Raw genomic sequence first — 17,687 nt, 5'->3', positions numbered from 1 at the left:
AGTCAAGTTTGACACTATCTGTAGTAGTAAGGTGGACAGTTCGCACCTACTAAAATCGATTGAAAGCGTTATATCAGCGATTACTGACAACTTTCCAAACATCTCGGGTTGCTTCTTTTTTGAGGCGTATCCAACCCCTAACGGAGTTAATGAGAAATAGAGTTTTGGTACTGCACAAATCCTCTAAGGTAATTAATTCTTCTCTAATTTTTCCCTCCTCTAAAAGTTGAGAACGAAACGTCCCCGGTAATAAACCGCACTTGACGGGAGGTGTGATTAGACCTGCGGGTGTATCGATCGCGATATTGGCGATCGTGGATTCGGTGATAACTCCATCTTGATTCCACAGAAAGACATCCTGATATTCGGGCTGCGACTCCAAAGCCATTGTATAAGGCAATCGGTAAGTTGTCTTGTGGTAAAGAAATGGGTTTTGAGAATCGATCGGTTGGCGGGCAATTCCCACAGATGCACCGATTTTTAAGATACCGCTATCTAGTGTCTGAGCTTGTAATGTTATGTTTCCCTCACAAGATATTGTTAACCGTATTTTTTGTTTGACTGACCCGCAAGTTATACTTAATGCTTGTAAAGCTTTGCTTGCTTCTGTTAGCGATAGGGGAAAATTAAAATAATCAGCCGAACGCTCTAATCTTTGAAGATGTCTGTCTAGCAAAAAATAGCCGTTTTTGGGTTCCCATAAAAGTGATTCCAGCAATTCAAATTTTTGCTGTTGTTGAATCATATTTTTGTCAATATAATGTAAATGAGGTAACTTGACAATTTTTCGACCCGCGAAGGTTCCGGTTGGTGTAATTATATAGGAAGTTAACTTGAAATTATGTTGCCTAAATCCTTTAGATTTCAATGGCGGCTTGCCATCGGGCTGTTAATATTAACCTCAGCGATCACACCCCTAGCACTCAACTACTACGTCCGCCTTGTTACCCGCAACTACCGCCACAGCGATATAGCTAACGTGCCTGCAGAACCGATTGCTATAGTTTTTGGTGCCGGACTTTGGGAAGACGGCACTCCAAGCCCCATGTTAGCCGATCGAGTCCAAGCAGGCGTCGAGTTGTACAAAGCGGGGCGAGTGGACAAACTTTTGATGACAGGAGACAATAGCAGCGTCGATTACAACGAAGTCCAAGCAATGCAGGACTACGCCGCAGCCCAGGGCGTACCGACTAATAATATCATTCTCGATTATGCCGGATTTAGCACCTATGAAAGTTGCTACCGGGCGAAAGAGATTTTTGGCATAACCCAGGCTGTTTTAGTTACCCAAAACTTTCACTTAGCCCGCGCTGTTTATACCTGCCGCCAGTTGGGCGTAGAGGCGATCGGTTTAGGAACGCCGGATTGGGGCAAATTTCGCCAAAAGGGCATGATTCGCTACAGTTTCCGCGAATTTTTGGCCGTCCTCAAAGCGCTTTGGGAAGTGCGCGTTACCCGTCCAGAACCGACTTTTTTGGGCCCGTTTGAAGGAATTAAAGAAAAGTTATGAGTGCTTTGTTGAAAACTTTAGTCCTTGCTTTAAGGACTAAATCCTTCACTAAAAACGGGTTTTCCTACAACTAACCGGACATCATCTAAGTCCGGGAGTTGTAAGTTTTGAGCTAAACAAAACTTACAACACAACTCACAAATCATAACTCGCCCGTTGCGGTAGTGTTCCATAACTTACTCGCGTTTGGAAAGCCCCGCCAGCGACCAAGTTAGGCTCACCATCATTAAGCGGCCTAGAGCCTTCAAACGGTCTTCGGCGTTATTTTCAACCGTTTGAGACAGAGTTTCAGACTTAAGATTTATCGAGAATTCTTGAGCGTTTTCTGCTGACTTTTCCAACTGAGGTTGTTCAGAAGATGTCTCAAGGCTGACTTGGGGCTGCTGATTTTTTTCTTCGGTCATTTTCTGAGTCACCTCCTGGAGTTATTGCATACATAACCCTTACTACAAATGTAATTTCTTTGTATCCGGGATTTTGGGAGTCAAGTTTTTCTTACCCGAGAATCGCAGTTACCACCTGACTTAAAAGTTTTGATTTCAGTTGTTAGCTATCTTAAATAGCACTTAGCCAATTTTCCTCAGAAAGCCGATTTATTCACAGATAGGTCGTCCTCTACCAATTTTTTGTAATAAACGGGCTTTCGGAGCCTAAGTCCTGTTAAATTCAAAACTCACGCGCTACTACCGATGATGCACATCACTGAAGTGTTATATTTACTTAACAGTAATATTTCCGAGATTCTGATATTGTTAAAGATTAACAATTAATTTCGCTCGGATTTATATCAATCTGCAAGCAACCGTCTGGGAAATATTAACAAACTGAAGGTGTAGAGCCGATGGCAATTTATGTTGATACTGCAATTGTAGCGGAAGCCGCACGGGCAAGCAAGTTCGGATGGATAGCGGGAATTACTACTAATCCGACACTTTTGGCAAAAAGCGAGTTATCTCCTGAGCAAACCCTTAAACAACTGGCACAACTGATTCCTGGGGAAGTGTATTATCAGCTAATGGCATCTGATGTTGATGGCATGGTAGCAGAAGGAAAAGCCGCTTTTGAATTAATTGGACAGCAAACAGTTTTGAAAGTTCCAGCAACGGCTGCGGGTTTCCAAGCAGTCGCGCATTTATCACCGGAAATTCCTTGCGCGGTTACGGCGATATACAGCGCATCACAAGCAGTTGTCTCAGCAGAAGCGGGGGCTAAATATGCGATAGCCTACGTGAATCGCGCCACCCGATTGTTGGGAGACGGTTTTGCCTTAGTGCGGGATATGGCAAATGTGTTGCACAGAACTAATACTGAAATTTTGGCAGCTAGCATTAAATCGCCGGAAGAAGCGGTAAAGACTTTATTAGCTGGAGCACATCATTTGACATTGCCTTTTGATGTATTGCAGGCGATCGCAGTTCACGAATTGTCCCAGCAAACAGTTGATGAATTTGCCAAAAACGGGCGGGGAATAAGTTATTAGATGTTGCAATAGAGAAAACTTCATTAATTCTGGAGCAAGTATCATTCGCTCGCTGACTGCATATGAGTTTGGCTATTTTGTCTACTCTTGGTAACATTTGTTGATAAATAGGGCTTTTATGAACTCAAAGTTATGACTTTTATGAATTGACTTTGAGAAATGCTTATTGAATAATGTCAATCAACCGCACGGGAGCTCCAAACTTATACTCTTAAATGTCAGGGCTTATGACTATTACTCGCGTCTCAGTTGACTCAGCAGGCAATCAGGCGAACAATGGCTCCGGCGATCCCTCCATCTCCGGTGACGGGCGGTTTGTGGCGTTTGCATCTCGTGCCCCCAATCTCGTGCCGGGAGACAGTAACGCTAGCCTGGACATCTTCGTGCGCGACTTATTAACGAACACCACCACGCGCGTCTCTGTGGATGCAGCAGGCAATCCGGGGAACGGCGAATCCTACGTCCCCTCCATCTCCGGCGACGGGCGGTTTGTGGTGTTTGCATCTGATGCAGCCAACCTAGTACCGGGAGACACTAATGGCAGCCGAGATATTTTCGTGCGCGACACGCGCTCCAACACCACCACCCGCCTCTCTGTTGACTCAGCAGGCAATCAGGGGAATGGTATCTCCAACCCCCCCTTAAGCAAGCCCTCCATCTCGGCAGACGGGCGGTTTGTGGCGTTTGTATCGACAGCATCCAACCTCGTGCCGGGGGATACCAACATTAGGGACGACATCTTCGTGCGCGACACGCTCGCCAATACCACCACCCGCGTCTCTGTAGATTCAGCAGGCAATCAGGGGAACAACAATTCCATCTCTACCTCCATCTCAGCCGATGGGCGGTTTGTGGCGTTTTCGTCTGATGCCACCAACCTCGTGCCGGGAGACACTAACAGTAGCACCGACATCTTCGTGCGCGACTTATTAACCAATACCATCACCCGCGCCTCTGTTGACTCAGCAGGCAATCAGGGGAACGGGTTGTCTGGGTTCCCCTCCATCTCGGCAGACGGGCGGTTTGTGGCGTTTTCTTCTATAGCAGCCAACCTAGTACCGGGAGACACTAACAATAACACCGACATCTTTGTGCGGGACTTGTCAACCAATACCACCACCCGCGTCTCTGTTAATTCAGCAGGTAATCAGGCGAACAACAATTCCTTCGCGATTGCCTCCATTTCCGACGACGGGCGGTTTGTAGCATTTAATTCTGCTGCCACCAACCTCGTGCCTGGTGACACTAACGGTAGTCGCGACATCTTCGTGCGCGACACGCGCGCCAACACAACCACCCGCGTCTCTGTAGACTCAGCAGGCAATCAGGGGAACGACATCTCCTTCTCTACCTCCATCTCGACCAACGGGCGGTTTGTGGTGTTTGATTCTAGTGCCAGCAACCTCGTGCCGGGAGATACCAACAACACCACCGACATCTTCGTTTCTGACACTGGCAACACTTCAGGCGACATCAATAACCCTCCAAACGTCATCAACGGCACGAACGGCAACGACAACCTGACAGGCACGAACGGCAACGACACCATCAACGGTTTGGCAGGCGATGACGTGCTGACTGGTTTGCGGGCCAACGATATCATCAATGGTGGCGACGGCAGCGATAACCTGTCTGGGGGAAAAGGTTTTGACACCCTCAACGGCGGTTTGGGAAACGATAATCTTGTCGGTGGCGCGGGCAACGATGTATTTGTTTTAGGTGCGGGATTGGGAGTTGATACAATCTCTGATTTCGCCAACTCTCAAGATACCATTCAATTAATCAATGGCTTGACTTTCGGACAGCTATCAATTTCCCCTGGAACTAACGGCACATTAATTAGAGTTGCCAGCAGCGGTGAAGTTTTAGCTTCTTTGACAGGCGTTGCTCCCAATTTTATTGGCTCTGAAGATTTCATCTCAGTCTAGAGATGGTAAACTGGTCATTTGTTAAATCACTGTTACTCAGAAAAACATCATGATTAAACTTGGCAAACTATCCCTCGCATTAGTAGGCACATTTATTGCAGTTTTGCAACCAGCATTTACCGCTAATTCACAAGAAAGCAACAGCGAATTTAGCAAACTTCAATCTTTATTAGAAGCCAAAAAATGGTACGAAGCAGATCAAGAAACAGTGTCTCTGATCCGCAACAACTCCGCCAATCTGTCTTGTCCGAACCTCCGGGCGATCGATGGGATGTGGATGCAATCGAGCAATGGCAAATATGGATTGACTCCGCAGTTAGAGATTTGGCAGAAAGTCGGCGGTTCTAACTGTCGAACTTGCGAAGGTCAAATTAAAGAATTTAGCAAGCAAGTAGGATGGAACATGAGCTCGCAAGTAAGTCCTATACCAGGGGAGTTTCCAGCCCAGTATCCAACTGTTGCTTCATTAAGTTGGCAAAGTTATGTTGACAGCGATAAAAGCATAACTAGGTACAGTCTTTTTGCGGGCGCGCAGACATGGCAAGCGTGGAGAGTTACAGAATTTAACCTGTTTTCTACTTTTGCCAATTGCGGCAAGTAACAGTTGTAGGACGGGCAATGCCCAGACTTCCACGTCGGAGTCGGGATGGGATTTCTCGATCGCCTCGACTCTTCAATCTAAAATCTAAAATCTAAAATAGTAGGACTATGGCATTCGCCAAATCTTAATAGTGCGATCGGGACTGCCGGTCACAAAAGTCTTGCTATCTCTGGCAGCAATAGCAACAGAACTCACAAACTGAGTGTGACCAGAAAGAGTGCTTCTTTCTTTTCCCGTCTTCAAATCCCAAACTATAATATTTCCGCCCCCGCTGATCAAAGTCCGGCTGTCCGGGCTAAAGGCGATCGTCCTCACCGAGCTCGAATGCCCTTTAAAAGTGCGGGTGCGCTTCCCGTCTTGCACGTTCGACAATACGATCCGTTTGTCGGTGCTAGCACTAGCCACAATTTTCCCGTTCGGGCTAAAAGCCACAGCAGTAACCGGGCCCCCGTGCCCTGTGATAATTCTTCTGACTTCTCCGGTGCTGAGATTCCACAAACGCAGAGTCTTGTCCTCGCTGCCGCTAGCCAGAGTTTTACCGTCCCGGCTCAAAGCGATGGCATTTACTCCTCCGGCGTGGCCGCTCAAAGTCCGCAACCGGCTGCCGGTTCTGACATTCCACAAGCGAATAGTTTTGTCATCGCTGCCGCTAGCCAGAGTTTGACCGTCCCTGCTAAAAGCGATCGCGTTGACGGCGGCTGTGTGAGCGGGAATCGTCCGCATCCGTCGCCCCCTCTTCAAATCCCAGAGGATCACATTCTTGTCCCCGCCGCCGCTGGCCAAAATCGAGCTGTCCGGGCTCACCGCCAGCGTGTTGACCGATTTTTTAGAATGCACCGAATTGAGAGTCCGCACCAGGCCTCCCGTCCTCACATTCCAAATTTTAATCGTCCCAAAGCTTGAACTCACCAAAGTTTGACCGTCAGGCGACAGGGCGAGCGCATTTACACCCTCGACATTATTTAAACTTTTTTGCAAAAACTTACTGCTAGGTAAAGTAGAAAGCAGCCACACCGGGTTTGCCGGAAACACCCCGTAACGCATCGACCCGTAAATTTGAGACCCCCCAATACCCAGCATCAAAACAGCAGTGCCCGCCAGCAACTTCTTTTTCCAATCAAAAACATCTTTCTCCGCCTTTTTCAATCCCGAATTCAGAGGTCTGAGGCGGTTTACAGAAGTCTGCTTCTTCACATCAGGCGTCCCGGAAGTTGCGCGAAGTTTAGTTTGCCCCGTCGTCGGCAACTGAGTAGGCAACTGACTTTCCGCGCCGTCGAGATTAATTTCCTCCAAGCACTGCAAAACCATCTGCGGGCTTTGAGGTCGATTTCCCGGAAAAGGCGCCATCAGATAATCGATTACATTAGCCACGGCGTCGGAAACCTGAGGAGCTCCTTTGCGCCACATTAATCTGCCCGTGCGCGGGTTCTCTGGAAACGCAGTCGGTGGCTTTCCAGTCAGCAAATAAACAAAAGTGCGGCCCAGAGCAAAAAAATCTGACTGCGGAACAGCCTTGCCATTAGTTTGTTCCGGCGGCGTGTAGCCCGGGGAAACAATACCGGTCACATTTTGCCCCTGGCCCACCTTAGCGAAATAAGTCGCCGACACTTCCCGAGCAGTCCCGAAGTCAATCAGCACTAACTGCCCGTTTGGCTTGCACATAATATTGTGCGGCTTGATATCCCGATGGAAATAGTTGAGGCGGTGAACTTGGTCTAAAATTTCCGACAGTTGTTTGAGCCAGTTCACAGCTTGTTCTTGACTGATGGGGCGGCCCCGATGTTTCAGCCAGTCTTGCAAATTGGCCCCAGCAATTTTCTCCATCACCAGACAGTGAAAAGACTCTGTGCTGTGAGCGGGCGTAAATGTAAAATAACCGTCGCGATCGACTTTTGGAATACCTGGATGTCTTAGCCTGACCAACACGTCGGCTTCTTGCTTAAACAGTTCTACAGCTTTGGGATGTTCTTTGAGCAGGACTTTGAGCACTCTTCGGGCGCCGTTGTCGTCCACTTCAAATGTTCTGCCAAAGCCGCCGCCTCCGAGAGGCGCGACTAGCCGATATCGACCTTGCAACAAAAGTTCAGACCCGCAGTGGATACACACGGATTTGCCAGAGTTGGCTGGATCGGAGGGATTCGGACATTTGGGATTGAGGCAATAACTCACAGAAGCCACATAACCCTGATTGAGGTTGCTCTATCAAGTTTTACTTTGACACTGCTATACAAAACTTGGCTAAACTTATCTAAGCTTCACCATTCAACTAGAAGTATTTTCTAGAGGGTCTGATTCCTGCTTCTGCCAAGAGAGTCGGCTCTTACTTGTCCACAGGCGTAAATTCGGGTGGAGCAGCACCCTATTTTTGAAGTCTGTACAACTATTTATTATTGTGGAAGCTTTTAGCCATTGTTTAACCATTATTTTCAACCAATTTAACGAATCGTGGTATCCCGTTCGACCTTTTTATAGGCTGGTCAGTTTTAAATCGACCCTCGTTTACTCTTCCAGAAAATTTTTCCTGCAGATTTTGGGCATTATTCTGAGAATGTTGCACAAAAATGTGCCTCTGTCAATATGCTTGTGATCGGCAGCTCGGAGGAAGTTTAATCAAGTATTAAGCGATTAGATTAACCTCTGTGCACTCTTGGTGAGTGAGATTTTTGATTCAGCTTGCGTTACTTGCCTTGACAAGATTACTCAAGCCGAATTAGAGGTGTCTTCTGTAAAATCGTTAATTGCGGTATGGCATACCGTATTTAATTAATCCTCTTTATCTAGTTCGGTTTTTGTTCAAATATGAGTTTTCCTAGACGGCAACACCGTGTTTGTGGGACGACGTACTCAACAATAAGAGTACGAGGTTTTACGTTGTCTAGTCAGACTCAATTTTCAACTTATGACGATCGTAGCACACCTAGTAAAAGACTCATGAGCACCCTTGATTGAAATCTTGCAGCTTCTCTGAAGTCAAGGGAGGCTTTAGTCTCGCTTGACTTGAGCATCCCGTGTTTTTGTATAACCTGTGGCAGTGCACTCTAACGATGATCGGGTTGATGCCAAAGGTTTTGTTGTTTCTCACAGCCGATCAAGGTCACAAATCCCTGAGCACAGCACATAATGTACAAACAGACCAGAACTAATAACGAGAGAGTAGCCACATTTCAATTGTACGATCGCAACCACCACTCTCGAAGAAAGAAGTGAGAGTAGGGGAGTAGGGGAGTGGGGTAGTGAAAAAATCTGCCTTCTGCCTTCTACCCTCTACCCTCTACCTTCAGCAGAAGAAAGCCTTTTAAACAAGTCCCTCAATTACCGGATGGAAGTAGAACGCCAGCGCCAAAACCGTATAAGCTGCCAACAGCAAAGTACCTTCTAGCCAGTTAGAGTTGCCGTCAGAACTGATAGAATTGGCGATCAGCACCGACACCGCAACCGCTACAAGTTCAAACGGATTGAAGTTCAAGTCCATCGGTTTGCCCAAGACAAAACCTGCCAAAACCAACACCGGGGCAACAAACAAAGCAATTTGCAAACTCGAACCCACGGCCACAGAAACCGACAAATCCATTTTATTTTTCATCGCCACCGTCACCGCCGTGGTATGTTCAGCCGCATTGCCAATAATTGGCACTAAAATCACCCCGGTAAACAGTGATGTCAGCCCCAAACGCGCCGTCGCTTCTTCCAGAGTACCCACCAACAGTTCCGACTCGACAGCTACCATCAGGGTACAGGCCAACAGCACCCCAATCCACAGCGGTAGATTGACTTTGTGGTCAGGACTGTCTGGTGCTAAGTTACTTTCGGCTAATTCTTCAAGCATTTCTATTTCTGCTACCCCTGCATCGTACAGATAACTGTGGGTTTTCATCGAAAACAGCAGCGTCAGCACGTAGACGACAATCAGCACTACAGCAACAGCGCTAGAGAGGTTCTGCATAGTTGCCGGAGGGATGCCAATAGAGGTGGCATTAACTGCAGTTGGCACCAAAATGGCAATCACGGCTAAGTTCATCGCTGAAGCATTCAACCGGGCGACTGTCGGCTGAAAATCTTGTTCTTTGTAGCGCAAGCCGCCCAGCAGCATCGCCAATCCCATCACCAGCAGCAGGTTGCTCATAATTGAACCGGTGATGCTGGCCTTGACAACATCTATTAGTCCGGCGTTGAGGGCGACAATGCCGATAATTAGTTCCGTGGCATTTCCGAAGGTAGCGTTCAGCAAACCCCCCAAGTTGGCACCGAGGACGACGGCGATTTCTTCGGTTGCCGTCCCCATCCACGCGGCTAGGGGGATGATGGCTAAAGCCGAGGTGATGAAGATTGTGGAGGATTCCCAGCCGAGAAAGTGTCCGGCGATGGAAACTGGGATAAATAACAGCAGGCTGGAAATAATTGTATTTGTGTTTAGCATTTGGATTTTGAAAGTCTGCCAACCGTCAATCATAGCCTGATGGCAAATTAAAACAAAAGCTTGGGTTCTGGAATTAGGCGTTCCGTCAATCGATTGTAGATTTTAGATACTTCGACTGCGTTGATCCTGAGCCCTTCGGCTACGCTCAGGATCAACGCAGTCGTTGGGATCGGCACAAGTTTTAGATTGATGAAAGCGACCCGCACCGATAAATCCGGAGGCTTCTACTCTGGGACGATCGCCCTCTCTGGCGCGCTAGCTGTTGGTTGCCGGTCGATCAAGCTTTTGTACAGCGCGATCGCGAATCCCACGCAGTTGAAGCATAACTCCCAAAATCGCTATTTTTATCCGATACTTTACAGTATATTACAGTTGGTGGCGACCTCTAAAATGCCATACCATAATTAAATAAAAACTGTATTTATCAGTTGTTTTTTACTCAATTTTCACTAAAAATTTTTAGTATTCAGATATAAATCAACACGCAAATACTGATAACCAACCGCTAGATTTATTAAGGAGTTTGTCAAAATGAACTCACCTGACATGACACTGCATATTCCTTCTGAAGATTTGCCGATCGCCAATTCGATCGCCGCTCCTGAAGTCACGCATCAGCTATCTGAAAACATCATCCTCACAACAGTCGATGACCTTTATAACTGGGCAAAAATGTCCAGCTTGTATCCGCTGATGTTTGGGACTGCCTGTTGCTTCATTGAATTTAGCGCCATGCTGGCAGCCCGTTTCGATTTGGATCGATTAGGTGTATTTCCCCGGATGTCTCCCCGACAGGCAGATTTGATGATTACCGCCGGCACCATCACGATGAAGTATGCTCCGGTTTTAGTGCGCCTTTACGAACAAATGCCAGAACCCAAATACGTGATTGCAATGGGTGCTTGCACGATTACAGGCGGAATGTTCAGTGCAGATTCTCCGACTGCTGCGCGCGGTGTAGACAAGTTAATTCCCGTGGATGTCTATGTGCCGGGCTGCCCGCCCCGCCCCGAAGCGATTATGGATGCGATCGTCAAACTCCGCAAGAAAATTGCCAACGAAAGCTTCCAAGAACAGGCACTGAGGGAACCCACCCACCGCTACTACAGCCGCCCTCACCGGATGAAAATCGTCTCACCAATTCACGAGGGAAAATACCTGGAGACTTCAGCGCGACAGGTGCCACCAAAAGAAATTGCATCATCGGGATTGCCAACAGTCCAACAGTTTCAATTAACTTCTGATACCTCTCATGATTGATATTGGACTGACTCATATCGCCCTTCCGGTTTCAAATGTCGATCGCAGTATTGAATTCTACTCCAAATATGCTGGGATGCAAGTAGTTCACCGCCGCATCGATGCAGAAGCTGGTGTTGCTGTAGTCTGGCTTTCCGATCGCACTCGCCCTTTTGTAATTGTGCTAATTCAAACAGACTCCGTACATCCCGTTTTGTCTGCCTTTGCACATCTCGGAGTTGGCTGCAAAAGCCGCGAATACATGGACGAGCTCTGCGACCAAGCACGTCAAGAAAGCCTATTGCTAGAGGAACCAAAAGATGATGGATATCCGATCGGCTACTGGGCTTTTTTGCGAGACCCGGACGGTCACACGCTCGAACTATCTTACGGGCAAGAAATCGGATTTACAGTGGAGAAAACACAATTTTAAGCCAATGAATAGAATTCGTGGCTACAAACACAAAGTCCGCCTCCGCGGGCTAGAATACTTTTTGGAGGACAACAAAAATGGAACTAAAACTATCTGGTAAAGTGGCACTTGTAAGCGGCTCAACGGCAGGAATTGGCTTGGCAATTGCCACCGAACTCGCCAAAGAAGGTGCAACTGTCATCGTTAACGGACGGACTGAAGATCGGGTAAAAAGGGCGATCAACCAAATCAAAGAAATTGCTCCCGATGCCAAACTTCAAGGTGTCGCTGCTGATTTGGGAACTGCAACCGGAGCAGGCGAATTATTTCAGCAAGTCCCCGCAGTTGACATTCTGGTAAACAATCTGGGAATTTACGGAGCGAAAGGATTTGAGGAAGTTGACGATGATGAATGGATGAATTTTATGGAAATCAATGTCATCAGCGGGGTGCGACTTTCTCGAAAATATCTACCATTAATGCTGACCAAGAATTGGGGGCGGATTATTTTCATCTCTAGCGAATCGGGCATCAACATTCCAGCAGAAATGATTCACTACGGAGTCACGAAAACGGCGCAACTTTCCCTCGCCCGCGGTTTGGCAGAGACGACTGTTGGCAGCAACGTGACTGTTAATTCTGTGCTGCCGGGGCCGACGCGATCGGAAGGAGTAGAAGATTTCATTCAAGGATTGGCAGAAAACCAAAAGGTGACTCGCGAACAAGTGGAGAAAGAGTTCTTTGAAAAGACTCGCCCTTCGTCGCTGATTCAGCGTTTTGCGGAGACTTCGGAGGTGGCTGCACTTGTCGCATTTATTGCCAGTCCGGTATCATCTGCTATTAACGGGGCTGCTTTGCGAGTGGATGGCGGTGTCGTGCGATCGATCGTTTAGTTCGAGTTGTAATATCGCGATCGTAAATCAGTTAAGAACACCCTCTTTTCTAGGACTAAGGCCAACCTCCCTAAAGAGAGAAATCTCTCTAAGGATGCTGTTAATTGCCGATTTGAAGCAGGAAAATATTAGTAAAACTGCTTAGAGGAGTCGATCGCCACCCATGAAAAGAGCTTTAATCGCCAGTCTCCTGCTGGTGCTAGCTGGCTGTAGTCAGTCGTCCTCCCATGATAAGTTGGTCAAAACATTGAAAACGGTTCAATCTTGGACAGCGACTATGAACAAGATTCGGGAAATTGCCTTGGGTATTGTCACCACTATTGGCGGCTTCCTAGATATTGGAGCGATCGCCACAGCCGCCGAAGCAGGCTCTAGCACAGTTTGCATCCCAAAGAGGCAGACCGTTTCAGCCACGTTGGACGCATTGAAGAGGTGCGCGCCCAGCAGCAAGGTGATGATTGGGTAATTGTAGAATATCTGGTGGGCGTACCGGCGATCGTGGAGCGTTTTGCCTGGAATTTAGGCGCTGGTTTGCTGCATCTTTTGGGTGCCCGCAATCTACATAAGGGATATCGTATTCCCTGGGAGCAACTCGATTTATTCGAGCCAGAGCATCCCCGCTTAATTTGCACGATCGATGCCTCAAAGAGATTTCCCAACAGTTAGAAAGAGATGCCAATCTGCCATAAATTTTTATGGTCATTTCAATAGTGTTATTGTGGCGATCGTCACTTCCAAAATTTGGTTAGCAGAAGCGCTCGGTAATGTTTGGTTGCCGATCGAATTTACGGGTTTGTCCAAGGATTCTGTAGTAAATGTATCTCAAAATTTTACTGTCAATAAAACATTTTTAGTCTAGCAAATTGGGTCTGTGTCAGAAGATTGGCCAGCAGAAGTGGATGAAGAGTTGCAGGCAGTGCTTTATATCTTAGGATGGAAATTAATCTGGGAAATACATTAAAAAGCAATGGGGAAGGGCAATGACGCAAGTTGTAATTGTGGGATCGGGGCCAACTGGTGCGGCACTTGCCTTGCTACTGGTGAAACGAGGTATTGCTGTAACGTTGGTTGAGGCTGCAAAAGATTCCTACCGAGTGTTTCGGGGTGAAGCGTTAATGCCCAGCGGATTGGATGCGATCGCCCAAATGGGCTTATCCACTATGCTAGAAGGTGTTCCACACCGACAAATTGATGCCTGGGAGTTCATTGTGGGCGATCGGCAACTATTTCGAGTTGATGAGCCAATGGGGTCAAATCGACCTTGTACGCTGGTATCGCAACCGCCTTTGCTAGAAACACTAATTTCTGAAGCTAAGTTGCATCCAGAGTTTGAATTTATCTCAGGTGTTCCCGTAAAAGATTTACTGTACAGCAACGATCGCATTGCGGGTGTAAAGCTAGGAGATGGGCGAGAGATTCCTGCTGCACTTGTCATTGGCACAGATGGTAGAAACTCGGTTGTACGACAACGTGCAGAATTAGAGTTAGTAAAACAGCAGAATAGTATAGATGTTCTGTGGTTTAAACTGGCCGCTCATCCTCGGTTTGTGGCGGATAATGTATTTTATTCCATCCTGAATGGCGGTAGCGGATTCAGTGTCTTTCATGGGGCAGAATCAGGAAAACTTCATCTGGCTTGGGTGTTATCTGCCGATGACAAAACTGATTGGAAACACACAGACTGGGCAGAAACTTTCGCATCGCTATCTCCTGCGTGGATGGCAGAACATTTCCGCAACTGTGCCGATACGATCGAATCTCCGATGCGATTATCTGTTGTGGTTGGTCGCTGTCCGCGCTGGCATCGACCAGGAATCATACTTTTGGGGGATGCTGCACATCCGATGTCTCCGGTTCGCGCTCAAGGAATTAACATGGCTTTGCGCGATGTAATTGTTGCGGCCAATCACCTTGTACCTTTATTGAAAGCAGGGGCTAATTGCGAGGATATTGACTTAGCATTATCGCGGATTCAGGCAGAACGCGAACCGGAAATTATTCGCGCCCAACAACTTCAAGCACAAGAAGCGTGGAAAGGCGAACAACTGCGAAAAAATGGATTATTGCGTTTATTGATGATGCAAGCGGCTCCGTTTTTGGGTGAAAAAATTAAACAATTTTGGGTAAAAGGACAGTATGAATTGCGCCAAGGAGTAACAGAGGTAAAATTGGTTGTGTGAAAAGAGGAAATTCACAATTAGGAGAAAATTGTATGCGATCGACAACTCTCAAAGGACCGATCGGCACTATTCACATCATCGAAGCCAGCCCGCCTATCAGCGCTGGGGAGTCGGAACCGTTGCCGGTGGTGTTCGTGCACGGTATGACGGTTTCCGCGAGCATCTGGGAGGCGCAGCTTGCCCGTGTCGCCCGTACCCGGCGCGCGATCGCCCTTGATATGCGGGGACACGGCGATTCTGCACCGCCGGAGGACGGCAACTATGCGCCCGCCTCCTGTGCAGCGGATGTTTTCGCGGTACTGGATGGGCTGCGACTCGATCGAGTGGCGATCGTGGGGCACAGTTTCGGTGCTTGTATAGCCCTCGCCACAGCAGCCGCCACACCGCACCGCATCGCGCAGTTGATCCTGGCAGACCCACCTGGAGACTTTACCAAGGTGGCTGCAGATGTGTACGAGGCACGGATCGTTCCCTACCAGAGGGCTCTGGAGACGGAGGATTGGCGGGCTGCTGTGGAAAGCAGCTTCAATGAGGCGCTGACAGGAAGCAGGGCCGATACGCGCGATCGGATTCTCGCTTGCTTGGCTGCGACTCCACAGGATTGTCTGTGTGGAATGTCTCGCGGGATGTTTGCCTTTGAAGCTGTTGATGCTCTCGATCGCTACCTAGCAGCCCCTGGAACACGGGCCCACGCCATTATTGCTCCCTCAAACACTTTTCCGTTCAGCCTCCACATCCTCCGTCCCACACTGACGACAACTACGATCGCCGATACTGGACACTGGCTGATGCTGGATGCGCCGGAGGCCTTTGCTAGGGAACTTGATATCTGTTTGGAAGGTTTTTAATATAGATTTCGACAAAATCTGTTAGTTTTGCCATAATTCATCGAGAGTTAAGTTGTGGGGGTTTTTGAGGATGAAGGCGTTGTTGTCTTTGATTAAGTCACCGCTACAGAGAATCGGTAAGCGTTCTTGATAAGCTTTAATCGCCAGAATATAATCTTTGTCTGCGAGTGAAGTTTGAATTTTCCGCAATTTGTCAGCTACAAGACCTAGGAGAGTTATTTCGCCACTTAATTTTTGGGTATTTGGGGTGTGAATTTGCATAACAATTCCCTGAATAGTCGTGTTGGGAATGCGGGTAAGTAGTTCGCTTAAAATTTCAATTTGAGGGCGATTTTCTGCGTTTTCTAGGGTTTGGATTGCCTCGCGGATGCGGGCTGCATAATCTCCCAGGTTTTCCCGGTTAGGTAGCAATATTTCAAATTCTTCTGCGTCGGCTGTTGGTTTGTGCCAAAGTGTGGCATTATCTAAGAAAGGTTGGTCTTCATGCCAGCCGTGAGTTTGTAAGTAATTTCTCAGTTGATTTAGCTTGATTGTTTCGAGAGTTTGGCTATCTTTTACGGTTATTTTCATGGTTGAACTCCTTGGCTAATTCTCTCCATAATTGACTGAAGGGCGGCGACTGTAAATTGGTTGGTTCTGGGGATGACTACGGTGACAGTGCTTGTGTTTTGTGTTTTTGGCTTTCCCCGCAACGATATCCAATATCCGCAGCCTCTGATGCAAAGTTCTGTTTCGGAGTGGGTTAACCAGTCTTCGGGTGTTTCTGGAATTAAAACGACAACTAAAATTCGGGGAATGGCGAAGTCATCCATTCTTAAGTCGTCGTAGTTTTTGAGCTTGAGGGGGTAGCGGATAAAGTGATTGTCTTGGATATCACTTGATGTAGATTTTAACTGCAATTCTAAGCGAGGTGCTCTGATGGGACCAGTCCCGCCTTTCGCAGCTACTCCCAAATCCACGCTGTCATCGTCTACGAAGGGTTTGTAGAGGGAATAGCCGGCAACGGTGGTGATAGCTTGCAGGTAGATGTTGCTGAATTGTTCTTTTTGTTGGTTGATGTCCACTTTTTACGTAGCGATTATTCTTGTTAATCTATTTGGTAGGACATTATAGATAAATTCATATCATGTGGGTTGCCAAAAAATTATTAATTCCTTGAATCATCAGATACACCTGGCTACGATTAAACTCATCAAAATTTCCGTGAGCTGCACTATTCCGAATATCAGCCCAGGCTCTAAGCTGCTTAGCTGTTAGTTCATTAAATAAGTTATTTTTTTTCAAGACATCAATCAAAGGGGTGAGTGTTAGGGGTTTACCGTTGTTATTATTGACTGTTGGTATGGACGGACTCTGCTTATCACAGAGAGTTCGTAGAGATTTCTCTAAAACAGCTCCCGCTAATACGGCTGCTGGTACATCGTCATATTGACCAGACTGACCCTCTGCTAACAACTGTTCTGCTTGACTCATATAATCTGCTGCTATTGCAGCTTCTATCTCAAGTCCCAAATCTCCTAAATAACCTTTTTGAAAGTCATCTTTCAATCCTTTTAAATGAGAAATGCGGGTATTCAAGTGATCTGGAGGATAGGACAAACTTACTGTTTCCTCCAATAATTTTCGATGAACACTCCTTGGAGGAATGATTTGATCTAGTAACGATAAATAGTTTAAATGCCACACCTCTAGTTTTTGTCGATCTTCAATTTCTTGTTGAGTTAAAGGTCTAGTTACTCCACCCGGGACGCTGAAGTAACCATTGGAAATATATTTAATAACTTTATAAATCCTTTCTCCTTCTTGTATAAGTTCATCAAACCGAGCGAGATATTTGTTGAAAACGCTAGGCGGTAGTGTCATTACAATGATGCCTCAAAAAAAAATCCGTATCTTTAACACGAAGCTCGCCCGAGAGAACCTTGTGGAGTAGGGTATCGCGAATGGCTCCAAGTGTGCGCGATTTTCGATAAAAGTTATCTCGACTTCGCACTCTCCAATTTTATCATTCCTCCTCAATTTCCACATCCACCGCTTCTAATACCATTTTTTTAAAGATGTGATAGAGATAAAGAATGTAAAATCCAAGACCATCCGGTGATAAAACCAATGACGCGAGCGGTGAAAGATGCCAAAACTTCCTGGACTTTTGTGCGGAGTTCGTCAAGATTACTAAACA

Annotated in this window: 18 protein-coding genes; 11 read left to right on the top strand and 7 right to left on the bottom strand. The window is 47.0% G+C overall.

Annotation, left to right across the window (positions count from 1 at the left end; translation table 11 throughout):
• Positions 1–73 precede the first annotated feature (73 nt).
• Complete coding sequence (locus tag QUA25_RS18035) at positions 74–745, bottom strand: aminotransferase class IV (RefSeq protein WP_333040160.1); 672 nt, start codon at positions 743–745, stop codon at positions 74–76.
• Between the two features lie 96 nt (positions 746–841).
• Between QUA25_RS18035 and QUA25_RS18030 the strand changes: the two genes are divergently transcribed.
• Positions 842–1,510, top strand: a complete 669-nt coding sequence (locus QUA25_RS18030; RefSeq protein WP_333040158.1) for an ElyC/SanA/YdcF family protein — start codon at positions 842–844, stop codon at positions 1,508–1,510.
• A 176-nt stretch (positions 1,511–1,686) separates the two neighbouring features.
• Here the strand turns inward: QUA25_RS18030 and QUA25_RS18025 are convergent, their stop codons facing one another.
• Positions 1,687–1,914 carry a hypothetical protein gene (locus tag QUA25_RS18025; RefSeq protein WP_333040156.1) on the bottom strand — a complete coding sequence of 76 codons (228 nt, stop codon included), beginning with the start codon at positions 1,912–1,914 and terminating at the stop codon, positions 1,687–1,689.
• Between the two features lie 437 nt (positions 1,915–2,351).
• Here QUA25_RS18025 and QUA25_RS18020 point away from each other — a divergent pair, with 437 nt between their 5' ends.
• From QUA25_RS18020 to QUA25_RS18010, 3 genes are all read left to right on the top strand, one after another.
• Complete coding sequence (locus QUA25_RS18020) at positions 2,352–2,990, top strand: transaldolase family protein (RefSeq protein ID WP_333040153.1); 639 nt, start codon at positions 2,352–2,354, stop codon at positions 2,988–2,990.
• Between the two features lie 227 nt (positions 2,991–3,217).
• Positions 3,218–4,918 carry a calcium-binding protein gene (locus QUA25_RS18015; protein ID WP_333040152.1) on the top strand — a complete coding sequence of 567 codons (1,701 nt, stop codon included), beginning with the start codon at positions 3,218–3,220 and terminating at the stop codon, positions 4,916–4,918.
• Between the two features lie 49 nt (positions 4,919–4,967).
• Entirely contained in the window at positions 4,968–5,519 is a 552-nt protein-coding gene (locus QUA25_RS18010) for a GUN4 domain-containing protein (RefSeq protein WP_333040150.1), read from the top strand.
• 105 nt (positions 5,520–5,624) lie between these two features.
• Here QUA25_RS18010 and QUA25_RS18005 read toward each other — a convergent pair whose 3' ends face one another.
• Both QUA25_RS18005 and cax read right to left on the bottom strand, forming a co-directional pair.
• Positions 5,625–7,697, bottom strand: a complete 2,073-nt coding sequence (locus QUA25_RS18005; protein ID WP_333040148.1) for a serine/threonine-protein kinase — start codon at positions 7,695–7,697, stop codon at positions 5,625–5,627.
• Positions 7,698–8,814: 1,117 nt separating this feature from the next.
• Positions 8,815–9,936, bottom strand: a complete 1,122-nt coding sequence (cax, locus tag QUA25_RS18000; RefSeq protein WP_333040146.1) for a calcium/proton exchanger — start codon at positions 9,934–9,936, stop codon at positions 8,815–8,817.
• A gap of 546 nt (positions 9,937–10,482) precedes the next feature.
• On the opposite strand from cax, the gene nuoB reads away from it, so the two are divergent.
• The 7 genes from nuoB (at position 10,483) to QUA25_RS17965 (ending at position 15,508) form a co-directional block, all read left to right on the top strand.
• Positions 10,483–11,196, top strand: a complete 714-nt coding sequence (nuoB, locus tag QUA25_RS17995) for an NADH-quinone oxidoreductase subunit NuoB (RefSeq protein ID WP_333040266.1) — start codon at positions 10,483–10,485, stop codon at positions 11,194–11,196.
• On the top strand, positions 11,189–11,608 hold the full coding sequence (locus QUA25_RS17990) for a VOC family protein (RefSeq protein WP_333040144.1): 420 nt from the start codon (positions 11,189–11,191) through the stop codon (positions 11,606–11,608). Before nuoB ends, QUA25_RS17990 begins: the two co-directional genes overlap by 8 nt.
• Positions 11,609–11,685: 77 nt before the next feature.
• A complete protein-coding gene (locus QUA25_RS17985) occupies positions 11,686–12,480 on the top strand; it encodes an SDR family oxidoreductase (protein WP_333040142.1) in 795 nt (264 codons plus the stop codon).
• A gap of 277 nt (positions 12,481–12,757) precedes the next feature.
• Entirely contained in the window at positions 12,758–12,946 is a 189-nt protein-coding gene (locus QUA25_RS17980; protein ID WP_333040141.1) for a hypothetical protein, read from the top strand.
• Positions 12,913–13,146, top strand: coding sequence for a hypothetical protein (locus QUA25_RS17975; RefSeq protein WP_333040139.1), 234 nt, complete (start codon positions 12,913–12,915; stop codon positions 13,144–13,146). The genes QUA25_RS17980 and QUA25_RS17975 overlap by 34 nt, the downstream gene beginning before the upstream one ends.
• A 314-nt stretch (positions 13,147–13,460) precedes the next feature.
• Complete coding sequence (locus QUA25_RS17970) at positions 13,461–14,660, top strand: FAD-dependent monooxygenase (protein WP_333040138.1); 1,200 nt, start codon at positions 13,461–13,463, stop codon at positions 14,658–14,660.
• Between the two features lie 32 nt (positions 14,661–14,692).
• Complete coding sequence (locus QUA25_RS17965) at positions 14,693–15,508, top strand: alpha/beta hydrolase (RefSeq protein ID WP_333040136.1); 816 nt, start codon at positions 14,693–14,695, stop codon at positions 15,506–15,508.
• A 21-nt stretch (positions 15,509–15,529) separates the two neighbouring features.
• Here QUA25_RS17965 and QUA25_RS17960 read toward each other — a convergent pair whose 3' ends face one another.
• Genes QUA25_RS17960 through QUA25_RS17950 form a run of 3 tightly spaced genes read right to left on the bottom strand, consistent with a single transcriptional unit; the run spans position 15,530 to position 17,371 of the window.
• On the bottom strand, positions 15,530–16,078 hold the full coding sequence (locus QUA25_RS17960; RefSeq protein ID WP_333040133.1) for a hypothetical protein: 549 nt from the start codon (positions 16,076–16,078) through the stop codon (positions 15,530–15,532).
• A complete protein-coding gene (locus QUA25_RS17955; protein WP_333040130.1) occupies positions 16,075–16,572 on the bottom strand; it encodes a DUF4365 domain-containing protein in 498 nt (165 codons plus the stop codon). Before QUA25_RS17955 ends, QUA25_RS17960 begins: the two co-directional genes overlap by 4 nt.
• A 55-nt stretch (positions 16,573–16,627) precedes the next feature.
• The gene (locus QUA25_RS17950) at positions 16,628–17,371 is read right to left on the bottom strand and encodes a DUF4145 domain-containing protein (RefSeq protein WP_333040128.1); all 744 of its coding nucleotides are present in this window, start codon (positions 17,369–17,371) and stop codon (positions 16,628–16,630) included.
• Between the last annotated feature and the right edge of the window lie 316 nt (positions 17,372–17,687).

This window comes from Microcoleus sp. Pol17C6, assembly GCF_036701145.1.
Lineage (GTDB): Bacteria > Cyanobacteriota > Cyanobacteriia > Cyanobacteriales > Microcoleaceae > Microcoleus.
The sequence above is the reverse complement of the archived record's forward strand: the minus strand, read 5'-3'. Positions and strand labels throughout refer to the sequence as shown.

Bases quoted from the DNA above. Each gene is read 5' to 3' on its own strand.
- QUA25_RS17950 (WP_333040128.1), bottom strand. From the start codon at position 17,371: ATGACACTACCGCCTAGCGTTTTCAACAAATATCTCGCTCGGTTTGAT.
- QUA25_RS17990 (WP_333040144.1), top strand. From the start codon at position 11,189: ATGATTGATATTGGACTGACTCATATCGCCCTTCCGGTTTCAAATGTC.
- cax (WP_333040146.1), bottom strand. From the start codon at position 9,936: ATGCTAAACACAAATACAATTATTTCCAGCCTGCTGTTATTTATCCCA.
- QUA25_RS18015 (WP_333040152.1), top strand. From the start codon at position 3,218: ATGACTATTACTCGCGTCTCAGTTGACTCAGCAGGCAATCAGGCGAAC.
- QUA25_RS17980 (WP_333040141.1), top strand. From the start codon at position 12,758: ATGAACAAGATTCGGGAAATTGCCTTGGGTATTGTCACCACTATTGGC.
- QUA25_RS17960 (WP_333040133.1), bottom strand. From the start codon at position 16,078: ATGAAAATAACCGTAAAAGATAGCCAAACTCTCGAAACAATCAAGCTA.
- QUA25_RS17965 (WP_333040136.1), top strand. From the start codon at position 14,693: ATGCGATCGACAACTCTCAAAGGACCGATCGGCACTATTCACATCATC.
- QUA25_RS18010 (WP_333040150.1), top strand. From the start codon at position 4,968: ATGATTAAACTTGGCAAACTATCCCTCGCATTAGTAGGCACATTTATT.
- QUA25_RS18035 (WP_333040160.1), bottom strand. From the start codon at position 745: ATGATTCAACAACAGCAAAAATTTGAATTGCTGGAATCACTTTTATGG.
- nuoB (WP_333040266.1), top strand. From the start codon at position 10,483: ATGACACTGCATATTCCTTCTGAAGATTTGCCGATCGCCAATTCGATC.
- QUA25_RS18020 (WP_333040153.1), top strand. From the start codon at position 2,352: ATGGCAATTTATGTTGATACTGCAATTGTAGCGGAAGCCGCACGGGCA.
- QUA25_RS18025 (WP_333040156.1), bottom strand. From the start codon at position 1,914: ATGACCGAAGAAAAAAATCAGCAGCCCCAAGTCAGCCTTGAGACATCT.
- QUA25_RS18030 (WP_333040158.1), top strand. From the start codon at position 842: ATGTTGCCTAAATCCTTTAGATTTCAATGGCGGCTTGCCATCGGGCTG.
- QUA25_RS17970 (WP_333040138.1), top strand. From the start codon at position 13,461: ATGACGCAAGTTGTAATTGTGGGATCGGGGCCAACTGGTGCGGCACTT.
- QUA25_RS17985 (WP_333040142.1), top strand. From the start codon at position 11,686: ATGGAACTAAAACTATCTGGTAAAGTGGCACTTGTAAGCGGCTCAACG.